The following is a 21,718-nucleotide window of genomic DNA, read 5'->3' as shown; positions in this document are numbered from 1 at the left end:
TCGAATCGGATGGCCGTCCGGTTCGAGGCTCAGTCGCTCTTCTCGCACAAAGTCTCCTCCGCGCAGATACAAGGGGTGTTGGACGGAGTGAGGCGCCGAAGAACAGGCTGCTTCGATCGCCCATTTCTTTGTCGTAGCGATCCTTCCAACATCCCTCATCCGACCGAGCTTCGCTCGGCCACCTTCTCCCACAAGGGGAGAAGGAGGAGCCCCATCTGGCCCTACACCTCTCCCGCAAAACCCGCTACACACCCTGGCATGAATCAGCACGCCAAGCTCGGGATCGGCCATTCGGCCTGTCCGCATGACTGTCCTTCCACCTGCGCGCTCGAGGTGGAGCTGCTCGACAATAACCGCATCGGCCGCGTCCACGGCGCGAAAGCGAACAGCTACACGGCAGGAGTCGTCTGCGCCAAGGTCGCGCGATATGCGGACCGCGTCCATCACCCCGACCGGCTGCTGAAGCCGCTGGTGCGCGCGGGCGGCAAGGGGGAGGGCGCCTGGAAGGAAGCCAGTTGGGAAGCGGCGCTCGACCTCGTCGCCGAGAAGTTCATCGCGGCCGAAGAGAAATACGGCTCGGAGACGGTCTGGCCCTATTTTTACGCCGGTACGATGGGATTGGTGCAGCGCGACGGTATCGAGCGGCTGCGGCACGCGAAGAGATATTCGGGCTTCTTCGGCTCGATCTGCACCAATCTCGCCTGGACCGGCTGGATGATGGGAGCGGGCGCTCTGCGTGGCCCCGATCCGCGCGAGATGGCGAAGTCCGACTGCGTGGTGATCTGGGGCACCAATGCCGTGGTTACCCAGGTCAACGTCATGACCCATGCGACGAGGGCGCGAAAAGAGCGCGGCGCCAAGATCGTCGCCATCGACATCTACGACAACGCCACCATGAAGCAGGCCGATCTCGGCCTGGTGCTCAAACCCGGCACCGACGGCGCGCTGGCTTGCGCGGTCATGCATGTCTTGTTCCGCGACGGCATGGCCGACCGCGCCTATCTGGAAAAATACACCGACGATCCGCGCGGGCTGGAAGAACATCTGAGGACGCGCACGCCCGAATGGGCGGCGGCAGTGACGGGTCTGACCGTCACCGAGATCGAGACCTTCGCGCATCTGGTCGGCACAACGAAGAAGACCTACTTCCGCCTCGGCTACGGTTTTGCGCGCCAGCGCAACGGCTCGGTCAACATGCATGCCGCCTCATGCATCGCTGCGGTTACCGGCGCCTGGCAATATGAGGGCGGCGGCGCCTTTCACTCCAATTCCGGGATCTTCAAGCTGAACCAGGACGTGCTCGAAGGCACCGCGATGCGCGACCCGAAGGTGCGCTATCTCGATCATTCGCGCATCGGCCCGGTGCTGACCGGTGCCGAGGATGCGCTTTCCGGCGGCCCGCCGGTGACGGCGATGCTGATCCAGAACACCAATCCCGCCAATGTCGCGCCCGAGCAGCGGCTGGTCAGAAAAGGTTTCCTGCGGGAGGACCTGTTCACCTGCGTGCACGAGCAGTTCATGACCGATACGGCCAAGCTCGCCGACGTCGTGCTGCCGGCGACGATGTTTCTGGAACATGACGACATCTACAAGGGTGGCGGCAACCAGCACATCACGCTCGGCCCCAAGCTGATCGAACCGCCGGAGGGGCCGCGCACCAACCACTACGTCAATGAAGAACTCGGCAAACGGCTGGGCGTTGGCGACCGGCCGGGCTTTGGCCTGACCGAGAAGGAACATATCGACATCATCCTCGGCAAGCGCGGGCTAGGCAGCTTCGACAGCCTGAAGGAACAGAAGTGGGTCGACCTGCAACCCGATTTCGACGACGCGCATTTCATCAACGGCTTCGGCCATGCCGACAAGAAATTCCACTTCCGGCCCAATTGGACCGGGCAGTCGGCGCCCAACCGGCCGCCGAAGAGCATGGGCTTGTTCGGACCGGTCGAGCGTCTGCCCCAATTCCCCGACCATGTCGAGCTGATCGAGGTCGCGGACGAAGAGCATCCGTTCCGGCTGGCAACTTCGCCGGCGCGCAACTTCCTCAATTCCAGTTTTGCCGAGACGCCGGTGTCGAAAGCCAAGGAAGGCAGGCCGGAGCTTTTGCTGCACCCGGAAGATGCCGCGGCGCTTGGCATCGAGGACGGCGGCCGCGTTGAGATCGGCAACCGGCGCGGCGACGTGGTGCTGCATGCCAGGTTCTTCGACGGCGTGAAGCGCGGCGTGGTGATTGCGGAAGGCATCTGGCCGAACAGTGCGCATGAGCGCGGCGAAGGCATCAACGTGCTGACCGGTGCCGACGCCCCGGCGCCCTATGGCGGTGCTGCCCTCCACGACAACAAGGTCTGGCTGCGCGCGCTGTGATGGTCTGTGGCGCGAGCTCGGCAGGTCACATGCCCGGGAGATTAGCCGAAAAAGCCCGTTGCTTCGTCACCCTGGCGCGGAGCAAGGAGCGAAGCGACGGGCGAGGTGTCCCTTGCCGCGACAACCATTGAAAATAGCCATCGCCGGCGCGCTCGGCCGCATGGGCCGGCAGATGACGGAGGTGGTGCAGGCAGATCCGCGGCTGGTGCTTGTCGCCCGCTTCCATCGACCGGGCAGCACGGGCGAGGGGCTGGTCGCGCGCGACGAGGCGCTGGCGCTTGCCGACGTCGTCATCGACTTCACCACGCCGGCGGCGTCAGTCGAACTGGCACAGGCATGCGCGGCGCGCGGCGGTCCGGCGCTGGTGATCGGCTCCACCGGCTTCGATGGTTCCGAGCTGGAGACGATCGCCGACGCGGCGAAGACGATCGCGATCGTGCGCTCCGGCAGCTACTCGCTGGGTCTCAACATGCTGATCGGGCTGGTGGAGCAGGCGGCGCGGGCGCTTGGGCCTGACGATTGCGACATCAATGTCCTGGAAGCGCACCACCGTTTCAAGGTCGATGCGCCGTCCGGAACGGCGCTGATGTTGGGCGAGGCGGCGGCGCGCGGACGCGGCGTCGGGCTGGACGAAGTGGCGCGGCGCGCTCGAAACGGGATTGTCGGCACACGCCCTGCCGGCAAGATCGGCTTCGCCGTGCTGCGCGGCGGCAGCATCATCGGCGAGCATTCCGTCAGCTTCCTCGCCGAGGGCGAGGCGCTGACGCTCTCGCACTTGGCTGGCGACCGCTCGATGTTTGCTCGCGGCGCCATCGCGGCGGCACTCTGGGTGGCCGGACAGTGTCCAGGCGAATACGGCATGCGCGATGTGCTTGGCTTCGCCGCTTCGTGACCAGCCATAGCTGCGGAATTCGCTCTTTCGGCCGCTAAAATGACTGAAAGCCAGCTGAAAGCTTGGCCATGCCATGACAGTTTTGCGGCGTTCGCCGCGGGATCGGTCCGGGAGCGGGCCGGCAAGGAGGAAATGCGGCGTGGCCTGGTGGCACGCCGCCCAGGTGGAGGAAGTTACGTGACCGGTTTCATCTCGAAGTGCGTCTTGCGTTCGGCGGTGCTTTCGTTTGCCATCGTCGCCGCGGGCGCCACGGCGGCATCGGCTGCCGACAAGATCACCATCATCGTCGGCGGCATGGAAAAGCAGATCTATCTGCCGGCCGTGCTCACCCAGCAGCTCGGCTACTTCAAGGATGAGGGGCTCGATGTCGAGCTGGTCAACTCCCGCGCCGGCGTCGAGGCCGAGAATGAGTTGCTGGCCGGTGCCGTGCAGGGCGTCGTCGGCTTCTATGATCACACCGTCGACTTGCAGTCGAAGGGCAAATACATCCAGTCGATCGTCCAGTTCAGCCAGGCGCCGGGCGAGGTCGAGCTGGTTTCGGCCAAGCATCCGGAAATCAAGTCGCCGGCCGACTTCAAGGGCGCCACGCTCGGCGTCACCGGTCTTGGCTCCTCGACCGATTTCCTGACGCAGTATCTCGCCGTGCGCAACGGCCTTAAGCCGGGCGACTACACGCTGCTGCCGGTGGGCGCCGGCAACACGTTCATCGCTGCCGTCAAGCAGGACCAGATCCAGGCCGGCATGACCACCGAGCCGACCATCGCCAAGCTGCTTCAGACCGGCGAGGCCAAGGTGCTGGTCGATATGCGCACGCCCGAAAAGACCAGGGAAGCGCTGGGCGGCGACTATCCGGCGGCATCCTTCTATGTCCAGTCCGCCTGGATCGAGAGCCATAAGGACGAGGCGCAGAAGCTCGCCAACGCTTTCGTCAAGACGATGAAGTATATCGCCAGCCATTCGGCCGAAGAGATCGCGGACCAGATGCCGAAGGATTATTACGCCGGCAACAAGGACCTCTATGTGCAAGGGTTGGCCGGCGGCAAGGCGATGTTCACGCCTGACGGCCGCATGCCCGCCGATGGCCCGGAGACGGTGCTGAAGGTGCTGTCGACCTTCTCGAAGAGCTTGCAGGGCAAGCAGATCGATCTGTCGAAGACCTATACCACGGCATTCGTCGACGCCGCCAAGTAGCGCCGACAGGGAGCCGGGCCTGCCGGCTCGGTCGTTGAAGAACAACAAGTCGCGCCGCTTGCCTGAATCAATTCGGCAGCGGCGCCTTTCCGGATACCGAGGCGCGGCGGGCCCATGGGCTCGAGCCCCAGCCATCCTCGCACCATCGCTACAGGAGTGTGCCATGCAGTTGCAAACCATGGCGGCCGAGAAATTGTCTCCGGCCGCGGCGCCGGCCGATGCCGCGATCGCCATCGACGATGTGACGCTGCGCTTCGTCACCCCCGACGGCCACATGATGACGGCCATCCGCGATTTCACCATGACGGTGGCGCGCGGCGAGTTCGCCTGCGTCGTCGGCCCGACCGGCTGCGGCAAGTCGACGACGCTCAACCTCGTCACCGGGCTGCTCAGGCCGACGACCGGCAATGTCCGCGTCATGGGCAATCCCGTAACCGAGATCAGCCGCGACATCGGTTTCGTCTTCCAGGCGGACGCGCTGTTTCCGTGGCGCAGCGTCATCGACAATGTCGCCGCCGGCCCGCTCTATCGCGGCACGCCGAAGGCGCACGCCTATGACCGGGCGCGCGACTGGATCGCCCGCGTCGGCCTTGCGCGTTTCGAGAAACACTATCCGCACCAGCTCTCTGGCGGCATGCGCAAGCGGGTCGCGCTAGCGCAAACCTTCATCAACCAGCCGAAGATTCTGCTGATGGACGAGCCGTTCAGCGCGCTCGACATGCAGACCCGCACCGCCATGCAGGACGAGTTGCTCGGCCTCTGGTCGGAACTCAAATCCTCCGTCGTCTTCGTCACTCACGATCTCGAGGAGGCGGTGGCACTGGCCGACAAGGTCTATGTGCTCACCGCCGGGCCGGGCACGGTGAAGAGTGTCTACCGCATCGACCTGCCGCGCCCGCGTGTCATGGCCGACATCCGATACGATCCGAAATTCATCGAGATCGCCAAGGTGATCTGGAACGACCTGCGCGAGGAAGTGCAGCTCGGCCAGAGCCGCGGCCTGCAGACCGGCCATTGAAAGGAGACTTGCCATGACCGCCATCTCTCCAGCCTCTCACCAAGCCGCCCGCGCGACCTCGATCGTCGCCGCGGAAGCCCGGGCGAGGGCGCGGCTGCGCCGCCGCCATGCCCTGGTTATCGGCCTGCGGCTCGCCATCCTGATCGTCTTCCTCGCTCTTTGGGAACTTGGCGCCGATCACGGCGTCATCGATCCGTTCTTCTTCTCAAGTCCCTCCGGCATCTGGGAGCAGATCTGGTCCTGGGTCACCGAGGGCACCTCGCAGGGGCCGCTCTGGCTGCAGATCTATGTGACGCTCGAGGAAACCTTCCTCGGCTTCGCCATCGGCGCCGTCGGCGGCATCGCCGCGGGCATCATCCTTGGCCGCAACAAGCTCCTGGCGGATGTCTTTTCGATCTACATCAAGATCGCCAACTCGGTGCCGCGCGTCGTGCTGGGCTCGGTCTTCATCATAGCGCTCGGCCTCGGCATGGCCTCCAAGGTGGCGCTGGCCGTGGTCATGGTGTTCTTCGTGGTCTTCGCCAACGCCTTCCAGGGCGTGCGCGAGGCCGACAGGGCGATGATCGCCAACGCCCAGATCCTCGGCGCCTCGCCCTACCAGATCACCACCACAGTCATCATTCCATCGGCCATGAGCTGGATCCTGGCGAGCCTGCATGTCAGCTTTGGCTTCGCGCTGGTCGGCGCCGTGGTCGGCGAGTTCCTCGGCGCCAAGCAGGGCATGGGCTTGCTGATCTCGACCGCCCAGGGCGCGTTCAACGCCAATGGCGTCTTCGCCGCCATGATTATCCTGGCGGTGATGGCGCTGGTGGTGGAGTTCATCATCACCCGCTTCGAGAACTACGTCGTCAAATGGCGCCCGGCGCCGTTCAACGAGCAGGGGACCTGACCGCTCCACTCGGCCTGTCCTGGGGTGCGGCGAGCGGCAGCCGGACCTCGACCCTGAGCCCGCTGCCGGCGGCCTCGCCAAGCGCAACGCTGCCGCCGGCATTCTCGACCACCTCGCGTACGATCGCGAGTCCGAGCCCGCTGCCTTCCTCGGCACCACCGGCAATGCGATAGAAGCGCTCGAAGACCTGCTCGCGCTCTTCGGCCGGAATGCCGGGACCGGTGTCGGTGACCGTCATCACGCCCTCGCGACCGATCGCGGCCAGCTTGACGGTCACCGTGCCGCCAGCTGGCGTGTAGCGCAGCGCGTTGTCGACCAGGTTGACGATCATCTCGCGCAGCATGGTGCCGTCGCCGATGACGGGAACAGGTCCGGCTTCCTCGAGCCCAAGATCGATGTTGCGCTCGACGGCCTTCGGCGCATGTGTTTCCAGCACCTCGCGGGCGGCTTCGGTGAGGTCGATGCGGTCGGCGCGCGGCCGGCGGCTGCCCGGCTCGGCGCGCGACAGCGTGAGCAGCTGTTCGGCCAGCCGCGCCAGCCGGCCGGAGCCTGCCTGCAGGGCCACCAGCGCTTCCTCGCGCCGGTCGGCGGCGCTTTCGCGCAGCACATAGCTCGCCTGTGTCGACATGAGCGCCAGCGGCGTGCGCAGCTGGTGCGCGGCATTGGCGATGAAGCGGCGCTGCGCCGCCATCTGCGCCCGCACGCGCTCCATATAGGCGTTGAGCGCGTCGATCAGCGGCCGGATCTCGCTTTGCGCGCCCGCCACCTCGACCGGGTCGAGATCGCTGCGATCCGGCGAGCGCACCGTATCGCGCAGGCGCATCAGCGGCGCCAGCCCGCGGCGCAGGCCGAGCAGCACGAAGAGGCCGGCGATCGCCACCAGCGCCAGCTGCTGGGCAAAGGCGCTGAACCACAGCCGCTGCACCATCGCGTCATGGCCGGCGAGCGTGACGCCCACCGTGACCCTGATCGGCGAATCCGTGCCGGCGCCGATCACGGCATGGCTGAGCGTTGTCAGACGCAGCCGGCGATCGCGATAGGAAGCCTCGATGCTGCCGCTCTGCGACGCCTGGGGGAGGTCGGGATATCCGGTCAGCAGCCGGCCGTTGGCGGTCTCGACCCGGTAGTAGACGCTGTCGCGGTCGCCGGTGTCGAACATCTCGATCGCCGCCGGCGGAATGGTGGCGTCGAGCACGCCTTCGGCCATCGCCACCCGCTCGGCGATCGCGCGCGCCGAGCCGACCAGCATCCGGTCGGTGACCAGATCCGCCGTCGCCAGCGCGTTGCGCTGGCTGGTCCACAGATTGACCGTCACCAGCGCGGTAAGCGGCAGCACCACCCATGCCAGCAATTGCAGGCGGAGGCTGTTAATCTTCATGGCCCCTAATCTTCATGACGGAGCAGATAGCCAAGGCCGCGCAAGGTGGCGATCTGCACGCGCGAGCCTTCCAGCTTCTTTCGCAGCCGATGCACGTAGATCTCGATGGCGCTGGGATCGGCGTCGGTGTCGAAGTCGTAGATCGCCGCCGAGAGTGCCGCCTTGCTCACCGTGCGCCCCGCCTTGACCACCAGCTGTTCCAGCACCGCATGTTCGCGCGGCGTCAGCGAAAGCGCCGCGCCGCCGAGCGAGAACAGCCTGGTGTTGGTGTCGAAGACGAGGTCGCCGCAGGAGATGACGGGCGCTGTCCGGTCGTTGGCGCGGCGCAGCTGCACGCGGATGCGCGCTTCCAGTTCCTCGATCTGGAAGGGTTTTGCCAGATAGTCGTCGGCGCCCTCGTTGAGGCCCTTCACCCGGCCGTCGAGACTGGCATTGGCGGTGAGCACGATGACCGGCACCGGGTTGCCGCGGGCCCTCAGCCGCTTCAGCACCTCCATCCCGCCCATGCGCGGCAGGGCGAGGTCGAGGATGATCAGCGCATGGTCGCCGGCCGCCAGCGCATGCTCGACGTCTTCGCCGTCATGCACGACGTCGACGACGTAGCTCGCCTGGCGCAGCGTCTTGCTCAGCCAATCGGCCAGTTCGCGATTGTCTTCGACAAGCAGGAGCCGCATCGTCCATCGCTGTTCGGCAAATGCCTCCATCCGGGTGGCGCCGGGCTTTCGCAAGCGCGGCGGGCGGTCCGAACGGAAAGTTTGAAAGCAATCGATAGTCTCGATCCGCCGACAAGGCAAACGCCGGCTGAAATCGGTTCCGTCGGTCGGCCTGGAGGCCCAATTCGCTCGCGTGATGGATAAAACCGAACGGTTCGGTTCAATTTATGTTGACGGTTCGTGTAACTCAGGTGAACGCTGGCTCGCTGTCCAGACCGTGAGACCTCGTCCGCTAATACTGCAAGTAGTTGATATTCAAACAAAAGAATGTGGCAGCCGCGCTGTTCACGCGATTTCAAGGTCGAACCGAACGGTTCGATTTGCACATCTTCGTGATTGGAAATGGCAACAGGACCGACCCATCTCGGGGTGGTCCGAGCGACGCGAATTTCCATTACGGCACGCCACTTGACGGACAGGATTTTGAAAATCTGGAGTACCCAAAATGAACAAGATTGCTCTTACCGCCGCGGTCCTTCTCGTTGCCACGGGCAGCGCCTTCGCCGGCAGCGACCATTACGGTTCCGACAACGTCAACCAGCCGGCCGTCACCCAGTCGGTTGCGCCGCGGTCGGGCGACAACATCGACCGCAGCATCACCGGTTCGATCCGCAAGTTCGAGCAGCGCGATCTCAGGATCACGCCCGATCAGAACCAGCCGGAATCCGGCCAGGGCATTTGGGGCCGCTAGGCCTCCGTCCCGAACCGATCAGAACCACAACTCTCAAATCTGGAGTAACTGAAATGACCAAGATCGCTCTTACCGCCGCTGCCCTTCTCGTTGCCACCGGTGCCGCTTTCGCCGGCTCCGACAACTACGGTTCGGCCAACGCCAAACAGCCGGCTGCTTCGGTCGACACCTCGTACACCGCTTCGGTCAAGAAGTCTGATGCGAATGTCCAGAAGCCCGTCACCCAGGGCAGCGACCGCGACCTGTTCGGCAACCACTAACCGGCCTGTCAGGGCAACCTTGCCAACATCCCCCCTCAATTTCGGAGTAACTGAAATGACCAAGATCGCTCTTACCGCCGCCGCCCTTCTCGTTGCCACCGGTGCCGCTTTCGCCGGCTCCGACAACTACGGTTCGGCCAACGCCAACCAGCCGGCCGCCTCGGTCGACACCTCGTACACCGCTTCGGTCAAGAAGTCGGTCGCGAATGTTCAGAAGCCGGTTACCCAGGGCGCCGACCGCGATCTGTTCGGCAACCACTAAGCGGTCGATCGTCGATAGACCTCAAAGCGGCGGGCTTGTCCCGCCGCTCTGTTTTGGGAGCCGGCTATCCGCAGGCCGGCTTGTGTCGTGACTATAGGCCCGGCTGCGCACAGAGGCGCTCTATTCCAAATCCTTCGGCCTGACGAAATGCGTCAGTCGCGCTCCGCCGAAGTCGAGCTTCGCCCAATCCTCCTTCACCGTGAACCGGGCCAGTGCCGCCGTCGGGAACTTCGCTTCGACTTTCTTGAACACGCCCTCGTCCGATCCGGTGCCGGCGAGCCGCAGCACGAAATTCTGCAGGCCGGGATTGTGACCGATCACGATCAGGCTGGTGGCTTTCGCCTGCCGCACGCACGCCAGGATGGCGGCCGGCGCCGCCTCGTAGAGCTCCTCGGCGAATTCCGCCGGCCCATGCTTCGGCAATTCGGCGGCGACCAGCCGCCAGGTATCGCGGGTGCGCAGCGCCGGCGAGACCAGCGCCAGATCCGGCAGCCAGCCGCGCCGCGAAAGCTCGCGCCCGATCAGCGGTGCCGTCTTCAGCCCGCGCGGGGCGAGCGGACGGTCGAAATCGGCGAGCTTGGGATCGTCCCGGCTCGACTTGGCATGGCGCAGCACAAGGAGTTGTCTGGGCGTCGCCATGGCAGTCCTACGGCGTGATGCGCGCCAGCTGTTCGAGGTCGGTTTCCTCGCGCAGCGGGTCGGGCGCCATCACCACTGAAGTGGCGTTGTCGGCGTCGTCGGCGAAATGGGCAAGCACGGTGTGGCCCTTTTCCATGCGCGCCTTGCCTTCGGCGACCAGCCCCAGCGCCAGCGGATAGAGCCGGTGCTCCACCTTCAGCACCCGCGCGGCTAAAGTGTCCTCGTTGTCGCCGACCATCACCGGCACGGCGGCCTGGGCGATGATCGGCCCGTCATCCATCTCGGGCGTGACGAAATGCACGGAGCAGCCATGGATGCGCACGCCCGCGCGGATGGCCCGCGCATGCGTGTCCAGCCCCTTGAAGGCAGGCAGAAGGGCAGGGTGGATGTTGACCATGCGCCCCTGCCATTTTTCGACCAGGCCGCGGCCGAGGATGCGCATATAGCCGGCCAGAGCCACGATCTCGGCGCCGAAGCCGGTAAGCGCGGCATCGATCGCAGCGTCATGTGCGTCCTTGCTCGGATGGTCGGCGCGCTGAATCACCTTGGTGGCGATGCCGCGCGACTGCGCGAGGCCGAGGCCCGCGGCGTTCGCACGATCCGAGATGACGCCGACGATCTCGGTCGGATAGGTCGGGTCGCTGGCTGCCGCGATCAGCGCCGTCATGTTGGAGCCGCGGCCCGAGATCAGGACGACCGTGCGTTTCCTGCTCATAGTTCGATCGAGCCCCGGTAGATGACGCCGGCGTCGCGGCGCGGCACGATGCGGCCGATCGGCGTCACCGTCTCGCCGGCTTCCTGCAGCACCGCCGCCACCTGCGCCGCCTGGCCGGAAGCAACGGCGAGGATCATGCCGATGCCGCAGTTGAAGGTGCGCATCATCTCTTGCGGCGCCACGCCGCCGGTCCTGGCGAGCCACGAGAATACCGGCGGTACGTCGATCGCTTCGAGGTCGAGCTCGGCGGAGAAATCCTTGGGCAGCACGCGCGGAATGTTTTCCGGAAAACCGCCGCCGGTGATATGAGCCAGCGCCTTGATGCCATGCGTGTTGCGGATCGCCTTCAGGATCGACTTCACATAGATGCGCGTCGGCTCGAGCAGCGCCTCGGCGAGGCTGAGCTCATCGTTGAACGGCGCCGGATCGCTCCAGCCGAGCCCGCTGGCGTCGACGATGCGGCGCACCAGCGAAAAGCCGTTGGAGTGGAGGCCGGAGGACGCGAGGCCAAGCAGCACGTCGCCCTCGACGATGTCGTCGGTGGGCAGCAACTGGCCGCGCTCGGCCGCGCCCACGGCAAAGCCGGCAAGGTCGTAATCCTTGTCGTGATACATGCCGGGCATCTCGGCGGTCTCGCCGCCGATCAGCGCGCAGCCGGCCTGCCGGCAGCCTTGCGCGATGCCGCCGACGATGGACGCGCCCTGGTCCGGATCGAGCTTGCCGGTAGCGAAATAGTCGAGGAAGAACAGCGGCTCGGCGCCCTGCACGACGATATCGTTGACGCACATGGCGACGAGGTCGATGCCGATGGTGTCGTGCTTGCTGGAATCGATGGCGATCTTGAGCTTGGTGCCGACCCCGTCATTGGCCGCGACCAGCACCGGATCGGTGAAGCCGGCGGCTTTCAAATCGAACAGGCCGCCGAAGCCGCCGATCTCGCCGTCCGCACCCGGCCGGCGCGTCGCGCGCACGAGCGGCTTGATCTTCTCGACCATGAGATTGCCGGCATCGATATCGACGCCCGCCTCGGCATAGGTGAGCCCGTTCTTGCGCTTGGCCTTGTCGCCGTTGCTCATCTTCGGCTCATCCCTGTTTCCATTGCGGGCTCATCGCATGAATGGTTTCGAGGGGCAAGGCGCGTGAGAGCCAATCTCCCCCCTTGAGGGGGAGATGTCGCCGGAGGCGACAGAGGGGGTCGCCTCGCGTGGAGCTCCAGCGCCTTGTGCGCCAGAGACCATCTTCCCCCTCGAGAGGGGAGATCAGCAACTCCTCCCTTGCGCGCACCTCTCATCTCCATCAACTATCTTCCAACAAAACCCATGACGGGACATCACGTGACCATACCCAACATGATCACGATCATGCGGCTGCTGCTGGTGCCGGCCGTGGTGTTGGCCATGCTGCAGGCGCGCTGGGACTGGGCCTTTGCCGGCTTCCTCGTCGCCGGCATCTCCGACGGCATCGACGGTTTCATCGCTCGCCGCTACCGGTTGTTCTCGCGGCTCGGCGCTTATCTCGATCCGGTCGCCGACAAGCTTCTCCTGGTCTCGGTCTTCGTCGTCATGGGTTATGCCGGGGAACTGCCGCTCTGGCTTGTCGTGACCATGGTCTCGCGCGACGCGCTGATCGTCTGCGCCGTGCTTTTGTCCAGCGTGATGGCGCAGCCGGTCGAGATGAAGCCGCTCTTGGTCTCCAAGGTGAACACCGCCGTGCAGATCGCGCTGGCGGCGCTTGTGCTGGGCGAGCTTGCCTTTTCCATGCATCTCTATCCGCTCCGGCCGGCGCTCATATTGCTCTCCGGGGTCTTGACCGTGGCTTCGGCCGCGGCCTATCTCGTGGCCTGGCTAAGGCATATGAGTGGCTATGGCGAAGGCTCCCGGACGAGCAACACCAAGTCGGGCAATTCCAGCACGGACACCTGACGGCGAAGCCTGGACGGCCGCGGCCTCGACCGCGTTGCGCCGGCAGATCGCGTTCTGGCTGATCGTCGCCGTGCTTCTGGCGCTGTTCCTCTATGTCTTCTCCGGCATCCTCTTGCCCTTCGTCGCCGGCATGGTACTCGCTTATTTCCTCGATCCGGTGGCCGATCGGCTGCAGCGGCTCGGCCTCTCCCGGCTGATGGCGACGGTGGTGATCCTCATTGCCTTCGTCGTCGTCGTGGTGCTCGCCTTCGTTATCCTGGTGCCTGTGCTGGCCACGCAGATGGCCGATTTCGCGCGCAAGCTGCCGGAATATCTCACCCGCCTGCAGTCGCTCATCACCAGCTTCGACCCGAAGTGGCTGGAGCAGCGTTTTGGCGTCAACGCGGCCAGCCTGCGCGACGGACTGAACTCGCTGCTCACCACCGGTTTCGGGCTGCTCACCACCGTCTTCACCTCGATCTGGAGCTCGGGCGTGGCGCTGGTTTCGGTGGTCAGCCTCTTCGTCGTCACCCCGGTCGTGGCCTTCTACATGCTGCTCGACTGGGACCGCATGGTGGCCGTGGTCGACAGCTGGGTTCCGCGCGACTATGTCGAGACGGTCAGGGCGCTTGCCCGCGAGATCAACACCGCCACCGCCGGCTTCGTGCGCGGGCAGGGCACGCTCTGCCTTGTGCTGGGCGCCATGTACGCCACCGGCCTGACGCTGACGGGGCTGAACTTCGCCATCCTCATCGGCTTCTTCGCCGGGCTGATCTCCTTCATCCCCTATGTCGGCTCGCTGACCGGGCTGGTGCTCGCGGTTGGCGTCGCCTTCGTCCAGTTCTGGCCGGATTGGACGATGATCGTGGCGGTGGCCTGCGTGTTCTTCGTCGGCCAGTTCATCGAGGGCAATATCCTGCAGCCGAGGTTGGTCGGCAAAAGCGTCGGCCTGCATCCGGTTTGGCTGATGTTCGCGCTCTTTGCCTTCGGTGCGCTGTTCGGCTTCGTCGGCCTGCTGATTGCGGTGCCGGCTTCGGCGGCCATTGCCGTGCTGGTGCGCTTTGCGATTGCCCGCTACCTCGAATCGCCGCTCTACAACGGCCATGCCACCGAGCCCGCACCTCCTTTGCCGGCGGATCGCGGCGGCGGCCACCGCTCACAGCCGCGTGGCTGAAATGGCTGGCGAACGAACCGGTCCACCGCGCCAGCTGCCGCTCGATCTCGGCCACGGTACCGGCTACTCGCGCGACGAGCTCGTCGTCTCCGGCGCCAACGCGCAGGCCGCAGCACTGGTCGACCGCTGGCCGGACTGGCCCGCGCCGGTGGTGGTGCTCGCCGGCCCTCCCGGGTCCGGCAAGACGCATCTTGCCCAGATCTGGCAAGCGCATGCGCACGCTGTCGCCATCGCTCCCGATCGCATCGGCGAGCACATTGGCGGGCTTGGCGCGAGCCCCGCGCTGATCGACGACATCGACAAGCTCCCGATCGACGAGCAAGGCCTGTTCCACCTGTTCAACACCGTGCGCGGCGCCGGCTCCACGCTGCTTCTGACGGCGCGGCGCTTTCCCTCGGCCTGGCGCGTCGCGCTGCCGGATCTTATCTCGCGGCTGAAAGCGGCGGCGACCATCGAGATCCACGAGCCGGACGACCTGCTGCTCGCCGGCGTTATCACCAAGCTCTTCGCCGACCGCCAGGTCGAGGTCGAGCCGCATGTCGTGCAATATCTGGTGCGGCGCATCGAACGCTCGCTGGCGACTGCCATGCGGGTCGTGGAGCGCCTCGACCGCGCCGCTCTCGAGCGCAAGACGCCGATCACCCGAGCGCTCGCCGCCGAGACCGTCAGCGCCATGGACGAGGGCCAGGGCGAGTTCGATATTTAGGATGTCGAGGAAGGCTGCTCCGGGATTGTGCGCTCTCTACGCCCATAGTCCGGCCAGATGCCGAGCCAGCAGATAGACCCCCGTATGCGCTGCCACGTAGCATGCGCCGACAAAGACGAAGAACACCAGGCTGGCGATCCGCGACCGGGCGACGCTGCCATTCTGCCTCTTGCTCGGCCGGTTGTTCCAAACCCACAGAGCAGCGCACAGGATTGCCCAGGCGACCGCGACCGGAACCGCGAAGCCATAATAAGCCAAATAGGCTGGGCCGATCAGCGAGAGCAGCGCCTCGAGAACAGGCATCCAGAGTCCCCCTTGCCCCGTTTGCCCGGAGTCTAGAGCAACTCCGGGAAAAGTGCGTAGCGGTTTTCCGTCCGGAGTTGCGGGACGATCGTGGCTGTCCCATTTCGAGCCATCGCCCTGGCATCCATCTTGCAGCGTGGAAGACGCCGGTTGATCCCGGTCCCGGTCACATTGCAGATCGGGTTGTAGGCTCGCCGGGCTCGAGGTTGTTGGGGACTCGCCCGGCGGGTTTACTCGGTTCCACGCCGACGGCTCCCTTCAGAGATCAAGGCCTGTTGCTCGATGCTGGACACCTTCAGCCCGTCTTGCCATGGCTGGTGAGCAAGCGCAGCACTTGCACGCTCTTCGGCAGCTCGATCAGGAATTCCGCGTCGCGGTCGAGGTGGTGGACCTGGGTCGGCCCGCCGCCGGTGAAGCGCGCCATTGCCTCGATGCTCTCCCAATAGGAGATCGTCACGAACTCGGAATGGGTCGCCGTGTCCTCGCGAAATGTCTGGACGCCGAGTGCCTTTTCGATGAGCGGCTTGATGCCGGTCTCGTAATTGTAAGTTTCATAGTCGTCCGCTTTTTCCGGCAAGGTCCTGCCGCGCCAGATGCGGGCGATGGTGGGGGTCCTTTTAGTGTCGGCCATGGCAACAGAACTTCTGAAGGCCGACAGGGTTCCCGAAGCGTGGGCTCTAGGATGTTCAGGAAAACTGGTCGGAGTGGCGTGATTCGAACACGCGACCCCCTGATCCCAAATCAGGTGCGCTACCAGGCTGCGCTACACTCCGAACGGCATCCCCATAGGGTTCCGAACCATTTTGAGCAAGCCCCAAAATGGAAGAGCGGAACGAACGGCGTACATTGGCAGAGTTCGGCACGCAAAGTCCCACGGAAAGTCCCACAGTGTTGCCCAGTCGTTCCCCCTCCTGCTTTCGAGCCGAAGGTCAAAAATGTAGTAAGTCTCGATGTCGCTGCGGGCGATGGGCAGGCGCAGATACGCGGTGGCGTACGGATGCGCGCCCAGCAACATCTCTATCGACCGCGCCCGCCGTTGAGCTTCGATGCGCAAGGGACGGTAGAGGCCGGAGGATGCTGACTGAAAGCCACAGACAAACAGCAGGTTAGGACGCAAGGGACGCTAGGGTCGATTTTTCCGTTGCGCGTGCGCGCGAAGATACAATCCGAAGGCGCAAGAACAGCAAACGCAGCTTGATGTGTGGCGCGAAATCCCTTCCGCCCCTTCCTGCTGCTCGTTCCGAGGGCCAGCGACGTCGTTCATCGAAACGGCGGAGCTGGATAGACTCGCGCCGTTCGCCCCCAACACCGATCAGATCCAACCCTTTGTTTCAAATCCGATAGCAGCATATGCACCCACCAGAAGCGAATCTCCGAGTTGCGTCGCTATGGCTAGGCGTCCATCCGCTCCAGTCTGGAGACGCCTGCGTTTGCCGGCTCCAGTTTTATGTAGCACGGACTTACGTCCGACTTCAGCTTTCGCAGCTGTAGACGGATTTTAGCGCGAAGCATTGGGTCGGCTTTGTCCTCGACGGCGCTCAGCACCCTGGTGGCCTCATCCAACTGGCTAAGCTGCGCGAGGCTGCGGCCAAGACCATATCGCGCCCCCGACAGGTCTGGATTGAGCTCAAGCAATTTGCGGAAGGCGTCGGCGGCGTCCGCGTGCCGGCTGAGCAGCTGAAGTTCGACGGCAAGCCTTGACCAAGCCTTGACCGATTTCGGTGCGATCTCCACGAGCGATCCGAAAGTATCGGCCGCCGACCAGTGGTCGCCTTTGGCGGCCAGCAGCTGGCCCAATCCGTAAAGCGTGCGCGGATGGCGAGGGTTGACCTCCAAGATCTGGCGATAGCCATTTTCGGCGTTGGCAAGGTTGCCTGCTTCGTGGAATTTGGTCGCCTGCTCCAGCACGCTCCCGACGGACCTCTCGTCGATCCGGTCGCCGAGATTGCGACCGGTCCTGGTCTTGATCAGGACGCAATGGATGGTGGTCTCCTCCACGCCGTAGGAGTACTTGTACGGTTCGTTGCCGCGCAGGAAGTCGTAGTTGCGGAAGCCCTGTTCGATCGCATGACGAATGCAATAGCCATGCAGCACGAGCCCGGACGGGATGTCGTTCGCGGTCTCGTCGCGTCCCGCGAGATGGAACAGCATCGTTTTCTTGACCCGGTCGACCAGGAATGCCAGGCCCCCGAGCGGCTTGTCGCCCTGCCAAAGGATCGGCAGGAACAGCGTTCCGCTTTCGAAGGCGTCCTTGAACAGGATCCGGTTGGACCTGACTAGGCCAGGCAGGAGGTTGCCCTTCCGCGGCGCCCATTTGATCCGCCACATTTCGAGGATGATGCCGATGTCGCGATCTATCGTGGAGGCGTCGGCATGGGTGATGCGGAACTCGCCGGATCCATCGAGCTTGCGCAGAAAGCGTCTGATCTTCTGGCGCGTGTTCGAGCTGGTCTTTTGTTCGAGATAGCTGTCCCAATCGCCTGGCAGTGCGGCGGCCGGGCAGATGCAATTGTCGACATTGTCGGTTTTGTTGACGCGCGGCATCTTGTGGGCCGTCAACCGCTTGTCGGCAAGGTTGTCGATGAGCAGGCGCCGTCGCTTCTCCGACATGCGCAGATTTTCGAGATGCAGCTTGGCCCAGTTCATCTTCAGAAGATGCCTGGCAAGAGCCGGGATCGCGCGCTCGGCAAAGCCCGGTGCGCACAGGATACCGGCATAGTCGGCCGCGTAGTTGCCGGCCATGTTGATCTCGTTGTGGCAGATACCGGTCTTCTTGTTCAGCCTGGTGCGCAGTCGCAGAGGCAATAGGGCGACATAGGAAGATCCTGGCGGCCCCGAGCGTGCCGCCAGGACGGACCAGGCGTCTTCATAGCGTCGCATATAGGACGACAGGAACGTCCAGGAGAGGAAAAACTGCGCTTCGGGATCCTTTTGGTAGAGATCATCCCAGTTCTTTCTGAGCCGGTTCAGCTCCTCCCGTTTCGTGATGACGTCGATCTGCATGGTTCCCCCGAAATCGTTGCCTGTTCGTAGGTCTCACTGCTCCATGAAGGCTCTCGCCATGCTGTCGGCGATCGGCTTCGTCAGATAGCTGAAGAATGTGCGCGACTCCGTCGCGACGAGGATCTCGGCGGGCATACCCGGGGTCGGCGTAAAACCATGCACCTTTGCCAGTTCGCTTGCCGGCACGCGCACGCGCGCCAGATAGACTTCCTTGGGCGTGGGGCCGCTCATCTCCGGCAACGCATCTGCCGAGACATAGTAGACTTCGCCCTCCAGAACCGGCGTCGTGCGGCGATTGAGAGCGATCAGCCGGATCGAGGCTTGCTGCCCGACCTTGATGTTGTCGATGTCGGTGCGGGGCACCTGGGCCTCGATGACGAGAGGCACATCCGAGGGCAGGATCTCGAGGATCGCCTTGCCGCTCTCGATAACGCCGCCGGCGGTGTGATAGTACATGCGTATGATCGTGCCGGGCTCGGGAGCCTTGATGGTCACGCGGCGAAGCACGTTCTCCGCCTCGCGCGACTTTTCTCGCACGGCGTCCAGTTCGGCCTCCAGGCTTTGCAGTTCCTGGAGCGCCGCCTGGCGATAGGTATCCTTGGTCTGCGTGATCTGCTGCTCGAACCTGACGATCTGTTCGCGGTTCTCGGCGACTTCCGCCACCATCTTGCCGATCTGGCCATCGGCGTCGGCCATCGCGCGCTGGATCGCCTTTACCTCGGTGCCGCGGATCAGGCCCTGCTCGAGGAGCCTTTGCTTGCCCTGATATTCCTCCTTGAGGAATTGCAGTTGCCGGCGCACCGACGAGATCTGCTCCTCGATGCCTTCGTTGCGGAATTCCATGGCCTTCTTGTTCTGGTCGAACAGCGCTATGTCGCTGTCGCGCTTTCGTTCCGCGGCCTCGAAGTTGGCCTGCTGGCTTTCCATGATCGGGGAGACCTCCGGATCGAACCGGTTGTCGAGGATGATCGCGGGAAATCGGATCTTGCCGCTGCCCTGCACCTCGGCATTCAGCCGGGCCGCGATCGCTTCGAGCCGCGCCTTGCGCAGGAACAATTGCCGTTCGTTGGTCTGCGCGGCGGTCTCGTCGAGCTTTATCAACGGCTGGTCGAGGCTGACATGGTCGCCTTCATTGACCAGGATTTCCTTGATGATGCCGCCTTCGAGATGCTGGACGATCTTGTTTTGCCCGGTTGCGACAAAGCTGCCCTGGGCGATGATGGCGGACGCGAGCGGCGCCGTGAAAGCCCAGGTGCCGAAGCCGCCGAAGGCCACCGTGATCAACAGCGCGCCAAATGCGGTCTGCTTCCAGATCGAGCGCGGCACCTCGGAATACCACTCTATGTCGTGAACTTTTGCGATGTCGGTCGTCATCTTTGCGGCCCCGCTACTGGATCTGATGGCCGAACGAGCCGCCTTCGATGCTCAAGCCCCGGTTTGCAAGGGCCTGCAGCACTTCCTGTCGCATGCCGAACAGGGCGACGGTGCCGTTGACAAGCAGCAGTATCTTGTCGACGCTCTTCAGCAGCGATGGCCGCTGGGTGATGGTGATCACCGTGATCTTGTTTTCCTTGGCGTGCTGGAGGGCTCGTTCCAGTGCCGCGTCTCCGGCCGAATCCAGATTCGAGTTGGGCTCATCGAGCACCACCAGGCGGGGATTGCCGAAGAAGGCGCGCGCAAGCGCGACGCGCTGCTTCTGCCCGCCTGAAAGCGGCGCTCCGTCGGCGGCGACGAAGGTCTCGTAGCCGTGGGGCAAGGTGGAGATCATCTCATGAACGTCGGCCAGCGCCGCCGCTTGGTAGATCTCGGCGTCGGTCGCATCGTCACGCATACGGGCGATGTTGGCCTTGATCGACGCCGGGAACAGCTGAACATCCTGGGGCAGATAGCCGATATTCTCGCCGAACTGGCGTGGATCCCAGTTGCGAAGATCCATCAGATCCAGCCGTACGTTGCCTGACGTCGGCAGGATCGACCCGACCAGCATCTTGCCCAAGGTCGTCTTGCCGGCGCCCGAATTGCCGATGATGGCCAGCGAATCGCCCGGCGAGAGCGCGAACGAAATGCCGTTCAGCACAACCCGCTTCGTTCCCTGGGGCACGAACAGGAGCCGTTCGACGTCGAGACGGCCCTCGGGACGCGGCAGGTTCAACCGCTCGAAATTGAGCGGCGACGATTGCAGCAGCGATGCGATCCGGCCATAGGCGGCGCGGGCATGCACGACGTGGTTCCAGCCCTCGATGGCGCCTTCGATCGGGCCGAGCGCCCGGCCGGCGATGATCGATGCGGCGATGACCATGCCGCCGGTGAGATGGCCTTCGATCGCCAAGTGAGCGCCCCAGCCAAGCATCGTCACCTGGGTCAGCAGCCGAACGGCCTTCGACATGGAGGCAAAGACGATGTTGCGGTCTTGTGCGATCACCTGCGCCCTGAGCGAGTTTGCGGTGTCCTTGCCCCAGATCTTCACGGCCTCGGGGATCATGGCGAGCGCGTTGATGATCTGCGAGTTGCGCGACATCGAATCGAGATGGATGTTGGCCTTGCTCTGGTGCGCGTTCGCCTCGCCGAAGGTCGCGGCCGTCGCGCGCTGGTTGAGAAGCGTGATGATCAACAGCAGCACCGCCGAGGTCATGACGATGAAGCCCTGATGCGGGTGGATCAGAAACACCACCAGCACCATCAATGGAGCCATCGGCGCATCGAGGAACGACAGCAGCGTGCCGGAGGTCAGGAAGGTCCTCAGTTGCTGCAGGTCGCCCAGGACCTGGTACTCCTTGCCGTTGCTGTGAAGCGAGGCTCTGGCCGCCGCGCTGAGGATCGGCGCACCCAATTGGGCCGCCATCTCGACGGCCGTGCGCATCAGGATGAAGCGGCGAAGCGCATCGAACATCGCCTGCAGCATCACCGCGCCGACGATGACCACCGTCAGCATCACCAGCGTGTCGGGGGAACGGCTGGTGAGAACGCGATCCGAGATCTGGAACAGATAGATCGGGATCGCCAGGACCAGTATGTTGCAGGCGACCGTGAACAGCATGACGATCAGCAGGTTTTTCCTGACCGCGCTCAATCCGGCCCTGAGCGAAGCGCCGAAATCGACCGGGCCGAGGCGCTTGTGGAAAGCGCCGCCTCCGCCGCCACCACCGCCGCGCCGGCCCTTGTCGTCCACACCTCCTGGGGGAGATCCGCCTTGCTGCGTCTTGATGGGACCAGTGTCGCCTTCGATGGTGATCATGCCGGGCGACTTTGCCGCGTCTTTCATCTCGGTTACCGACGGCTTGGCTGGCTCGTCGGGCGCGACCTTGGCCTGCGGTTCGGCTGGCCGTTGGGGCACAGGCTGTGGCCTCGGCGGCGCTGCATTGGCCTGGATATTCTGCCTTTCGGCCGCTGGCATTGGCTTGAGCGTGGGTTCGGCCGGCCGTTGGGCCGCTGGCTGTGGCCTCGGCGGCGCCGCATTGGCCTGGATATTCTGCCTTTCGGCCGCTGGCATTGGCTTGGGCGTGGGTTCGGCTGGCCGTTGGGGCACAGGCTGTGGCCTCGGCGACGCCGCGTCCGCCGGGACATTCAGTTTGTCGATCGTCGGCGCTGTCGTCGCGGGAGGCTCGGTGGCCACCGGCTC

General features: G+C 64.4%; 21 protein-coding genes and 1 tRNA gene. 11 read left to right on the top strand and 11 right to left on the bottom strand.

The genetic code is table 11. The annotated features are described in order from the left end of the window. Positions 1 to 258: 258 nt before the first annotated feature. From CK218_RS21435 to CK218_RS21415, 5 genes are all read left to right on the top strand, one after another. The gene (locus CK218_RS21435) at positions 259 to 2,364 is read left to right on the top strand and encodes a molybdopterin oxidoreductase family protein (RefSeq protein ID WP_095828795.1); all 2,106 of its coding nucleotides are present in this window, start codon (positions 259 to 261) and stop codon (positions 2,362 to 2,364) included. Positions 2,365 to 2,476: 112 nt separating this feature from the next. Next, on the top strand, positions 2,477 to 3,256 hold the full coding sequence (gene dapB / locus CK218_RS21430; protein WP_095828794.1) for a 4-hydroxy-tetrahydrodipicolinate reductase: 780 nt from the start codon (positions 2,477 to 2,479) through the stop codon (positions 3,254 to 3,256). Between the two features lie 189 nt (positions 3,257 to 3,445). Beyond that, positions 3,446 to 4,447 (top strand): ABC transporter substrate-binding protein, encoded by a 1,002-nt coding sequence (locus tag CK218_RS21425; protein ID WP_245418635.1) that lies wholly within the window; start codon positions 3,446 to 3,448, stop codon positions 4,445 to 4,447. A gap of 163 nt (positions 4,448 to 4,610) precedes the next feature. Beyond that, entirely contained in the window at positions 4,611 to 5,465 is an 855-nt protein-coding gene (locus tag CK218_RS21420; protein WP_095828793.1) for an ABC transporter ATP-binding protein, read from the top strand. 13 nt (positions 5,466 to 5,478) lie between these two features. After that, entirely contained in the window at positions 5,479 to 6,354 is an 876-nt protein-coding gene (locus CK218_RS21415) for an ABC transporter permease (RefSeq protein ID WP_095779135.1), read from the top strand. On the opposite strand, the gene CK218_RS21410 is transcribed toward CK218_RS21415, so the two are convergent. After that, complete coding sequence (locus tag CK218_RS21410) at positions 6,335 to 7,732, bottom strand: sensor histidine kinase (protein WP_095828792.1); 1,398 nt, start codon at positions 7,730 to 7,732, stop codon at positions 6,335 to 6,337. The two genes, CK218_RS21415 and CK218_RS21410, sit on opposite strands and share 20 nt — an antisense overlap. Before the next feature lie 5 nt (positions 7,733 to 7,737). Then, a complete protein-coding gene (locus tag CK218_RS21405; protein ID WP_066995918.1) occupies positions 7,738 to 8,406 on the bottom strand; it encodes a response regulator in 669 nt (222 codons plus the stop codon). Between the two features lie 484 nt (positions 8,407 to 8,890). Between CK218_RS21405 and CK218_RS21400 the strand changes: the two genes are divergently transcribed. Genes CK218_RS21400 through CK218_RS21390 form a run of 3 tightly spaced genes read left to right on the top strand, consistent with a single transcriptional unit; the run spans position 8,891 to position 9,658 of the window. Further along, positions 8,891 to 9,136 carry a DUF680 domain-containing protein gene (locus CK218_RS21400; protein WP_066995852.1) on the top strand — a complete coding sequence of 82 codons (246 nt, stop codon included), beginning with the start codon at positions 8,891 to 8,893 and terminating at the stop codon, positions 9,134 to 9,136. A 53-nt stretch (positions 9,137 to 9,189) separates the two neighbouring features. Next, positions 9,190 to 9,396, top strand: a complete 207-nt coding sequence (locus tag CK218_RS21395) for a DUF680 domain-containing protein (protein ID WP_095779133.1) — start codon at positions 9,190 to 9,192, stop codon at positions 9,394 to 9,396. 55 nt (positions 9,397 to 9,451) lie between these two features. Beyond that, positions 9,452 to 9,658: a DUF680 domain-containing protein gene (locus CK218_RS21390; RefSeq protein WP_066995855.1), complete on the top strand. Its 207-nt coding sequence runs from the start codon at positions 9,452 to 9,454 to the stop codon at positions 9,656 to 9,658. Positions 9,659 to 9,778: 120 nt separating this feature from the next. On the opposite strand, the gene CK218_RS21385 is transcribed toward CK218_RS21390, so the two are convergent. Genes CK218_RS21385 through purM form a run of 3 tightly spaced genes read right to left on the bottom strand, consistent with a single transcriptional unit; the run spans position 9,779 to position 12,088 of the window. Continuing rightward, positions 9,779 to 10,297, bottom strand: a complete 519-nt coding sequence (locus CK218_RS21385; protein WP_095828791.1) for a histidine phosphatase family protein — start codon at positions 10,295 to 10,297, stop codon at positions 9,779 to 9,781. 7 nt (positions 10,298 to 10,304) lie between these two features. Then, on the bottom strand, positions 10,305 to 11,012 hold the full coding sequence (gene purN, locus CK218_RS21380) for a phosphoribosylglycinamide formyltransferase (protein ID WP_066995863.1): 708 nt from the start codon (positions 11,010 to 11,012) through the stop codon (positions 10,305 to 10,307). Continuing rightward, positions 11,009 to 12,088 (bottom strand): phosphoribosylformylglycinamidine cyclo-ligase, encoded by a 1,080-nt coding sequence (gene purM / locus CK218_RS21375; protein WP_066995866.1) that lies wholly within the window; start codon positions 12,086 to 12,088, stop codon positions 11,009 to 11,011. The genes purN and purM overlap by 4 nt, the downstream gene beginning before the upstream one ends. A 258-nt stretch (positions 12,089 to 12,346) precedes the next feature. Between purM and CK218_RS21370 the strand changes: the two genes are divergently transcribed. From CK218_RS21370 to hdaA, 3 genes are read left to right on the top strand one after another with little or no spacing between them, the layout of a single operon-like run. Continuing rightward, the gene (locus tag CK218_RS21370) at positions 12,347 to 12,934 is read left to right on the top strand and encodes a CDP-alcohol phosphatidyltransferase family protein (protein WP_066995921.1); all 588 of its coding nucleotides are present in this window, start codon (positions 12,347 to 12,349) and stop codon (positions 12,932 to 12,934) included. Further along, positions 12,876 to 14,087, top strand: a complete 1,212-nt coding sequence (locus tag CK218_RS21365) for an AI-2E family transporter (protein WP_095828790.1) — start codon at positions 12,876 to 12,878, stop codon at positions 14,085 to 14,087. Before CK218_RS21370 ends, CK218_RS21365 begins: the two co-directional genes overlap by 59 nt. A gap of 1 nt (position 14,088) precedes the next feature. Continuing rightward, positions 14,089 to 14,793, top strand: a complete 705-nt coding sequence (gene hdaA, locus CK218_RS21360; protein ID WP_095828789.1) for a DnaA regulatory inactivator HdaA — start codon at positions 14,089 to 14,091, stop codon at positions 14,791 to 14,793. A 36-nt stretch (positions 14,794 to 14,829) separates the two neighbouring features. Here hdaA and CK218_RS21355 read toward each other — a convergent pair whose 3' ends face one another. From CK218_RS21355 to CK218_RS21325, 6 genes are all read right to left on the bottom strand, one after another. Continuing rightward, positions 14,830 to 15,096, bottom strand: coding sequence for a hypothetical protein (locus CK218_RS21355; RefSeq protein WP_095779127.1), 267 nt, complete (start codon positions 15,094 to 15,096; stop codon positions 14,830 to 14,832). Between the two features lie 295 nt (positions 15,097 to 15,391). Then, positions 15,392 to 15,727: a hypothetical protein gene (locus CK218_RS21350; protein WP_095828788.1), complete on the bottom strand. Its 336-nt coding sequence runs from the start codon at positions 15,725 to 15,727 to the stop codon at positions 15,392 to 15,394. A gap of 65 nt (positions 15,728 to 15,792) precedes the next feature. Beyond that, a tRNA-Pro gene (locus tag CK218_RS21345) sits at positions 15,793 to 15,869 on the bottom strand. A gap of 619 nt (positions 15,870 to 16,488) precedes the next feature. Then, on the bottom strand, positions 16,489 to 18,099 hold the full coding sequence (locus CK218_RS21335; protein WP_095828786.1) for a GNAT family N-acetyltransferase: 1,611 nt from the start codon (positions 18,097 to 18,099) through the stop codon (positions 16,489 to 16,491). Positions 18,100 to 18,132: 33 nt separating this feature from the next. Then, complete coding sequence (locus CK218_RS21330; protein ID WP_095828785.1) at positions 18,133 to 19,473, bottom strand: HlyD family type I secretion periplasmic adaptor subunit; 1,341 nt, start codon at positions 19,471 to 19,473, stop codon at positions 18,133 to 18,135. A 13-nt stretch (positions 19,474 to 19,486) separates the two neighbouring features. After that, positions 19,487 to 21,625 carry a type I secretion system permease/ATPase gene (locus tag CK218_RS21325; protein WP_245435128.1) on the bottom strand — a complete coding sequence of 713 codons (2,139 nt, stop codon included), beginning with the start codon at positions 21,623 to 21,625 and terminating at the stop codon, positions 19,487 to 19,489. Positions 21,626 to 21,718 lie beyond the last annotated feature (93 nt).

This window comes from Mesorhizobium sp. WSM3879 (genome assembly GCF_002294915.1).
GTDB lineage: Bacteria > Pseudomonadota > Alphaproteobacteria > Rhizobiales > Rhizobiaceae > Mesorhizobium.
The sequence above is the reverse complement of the archived record's forward strand: the minus strand, read 5'-3'. Positions and strand labels throughout refer to the sequence as shown.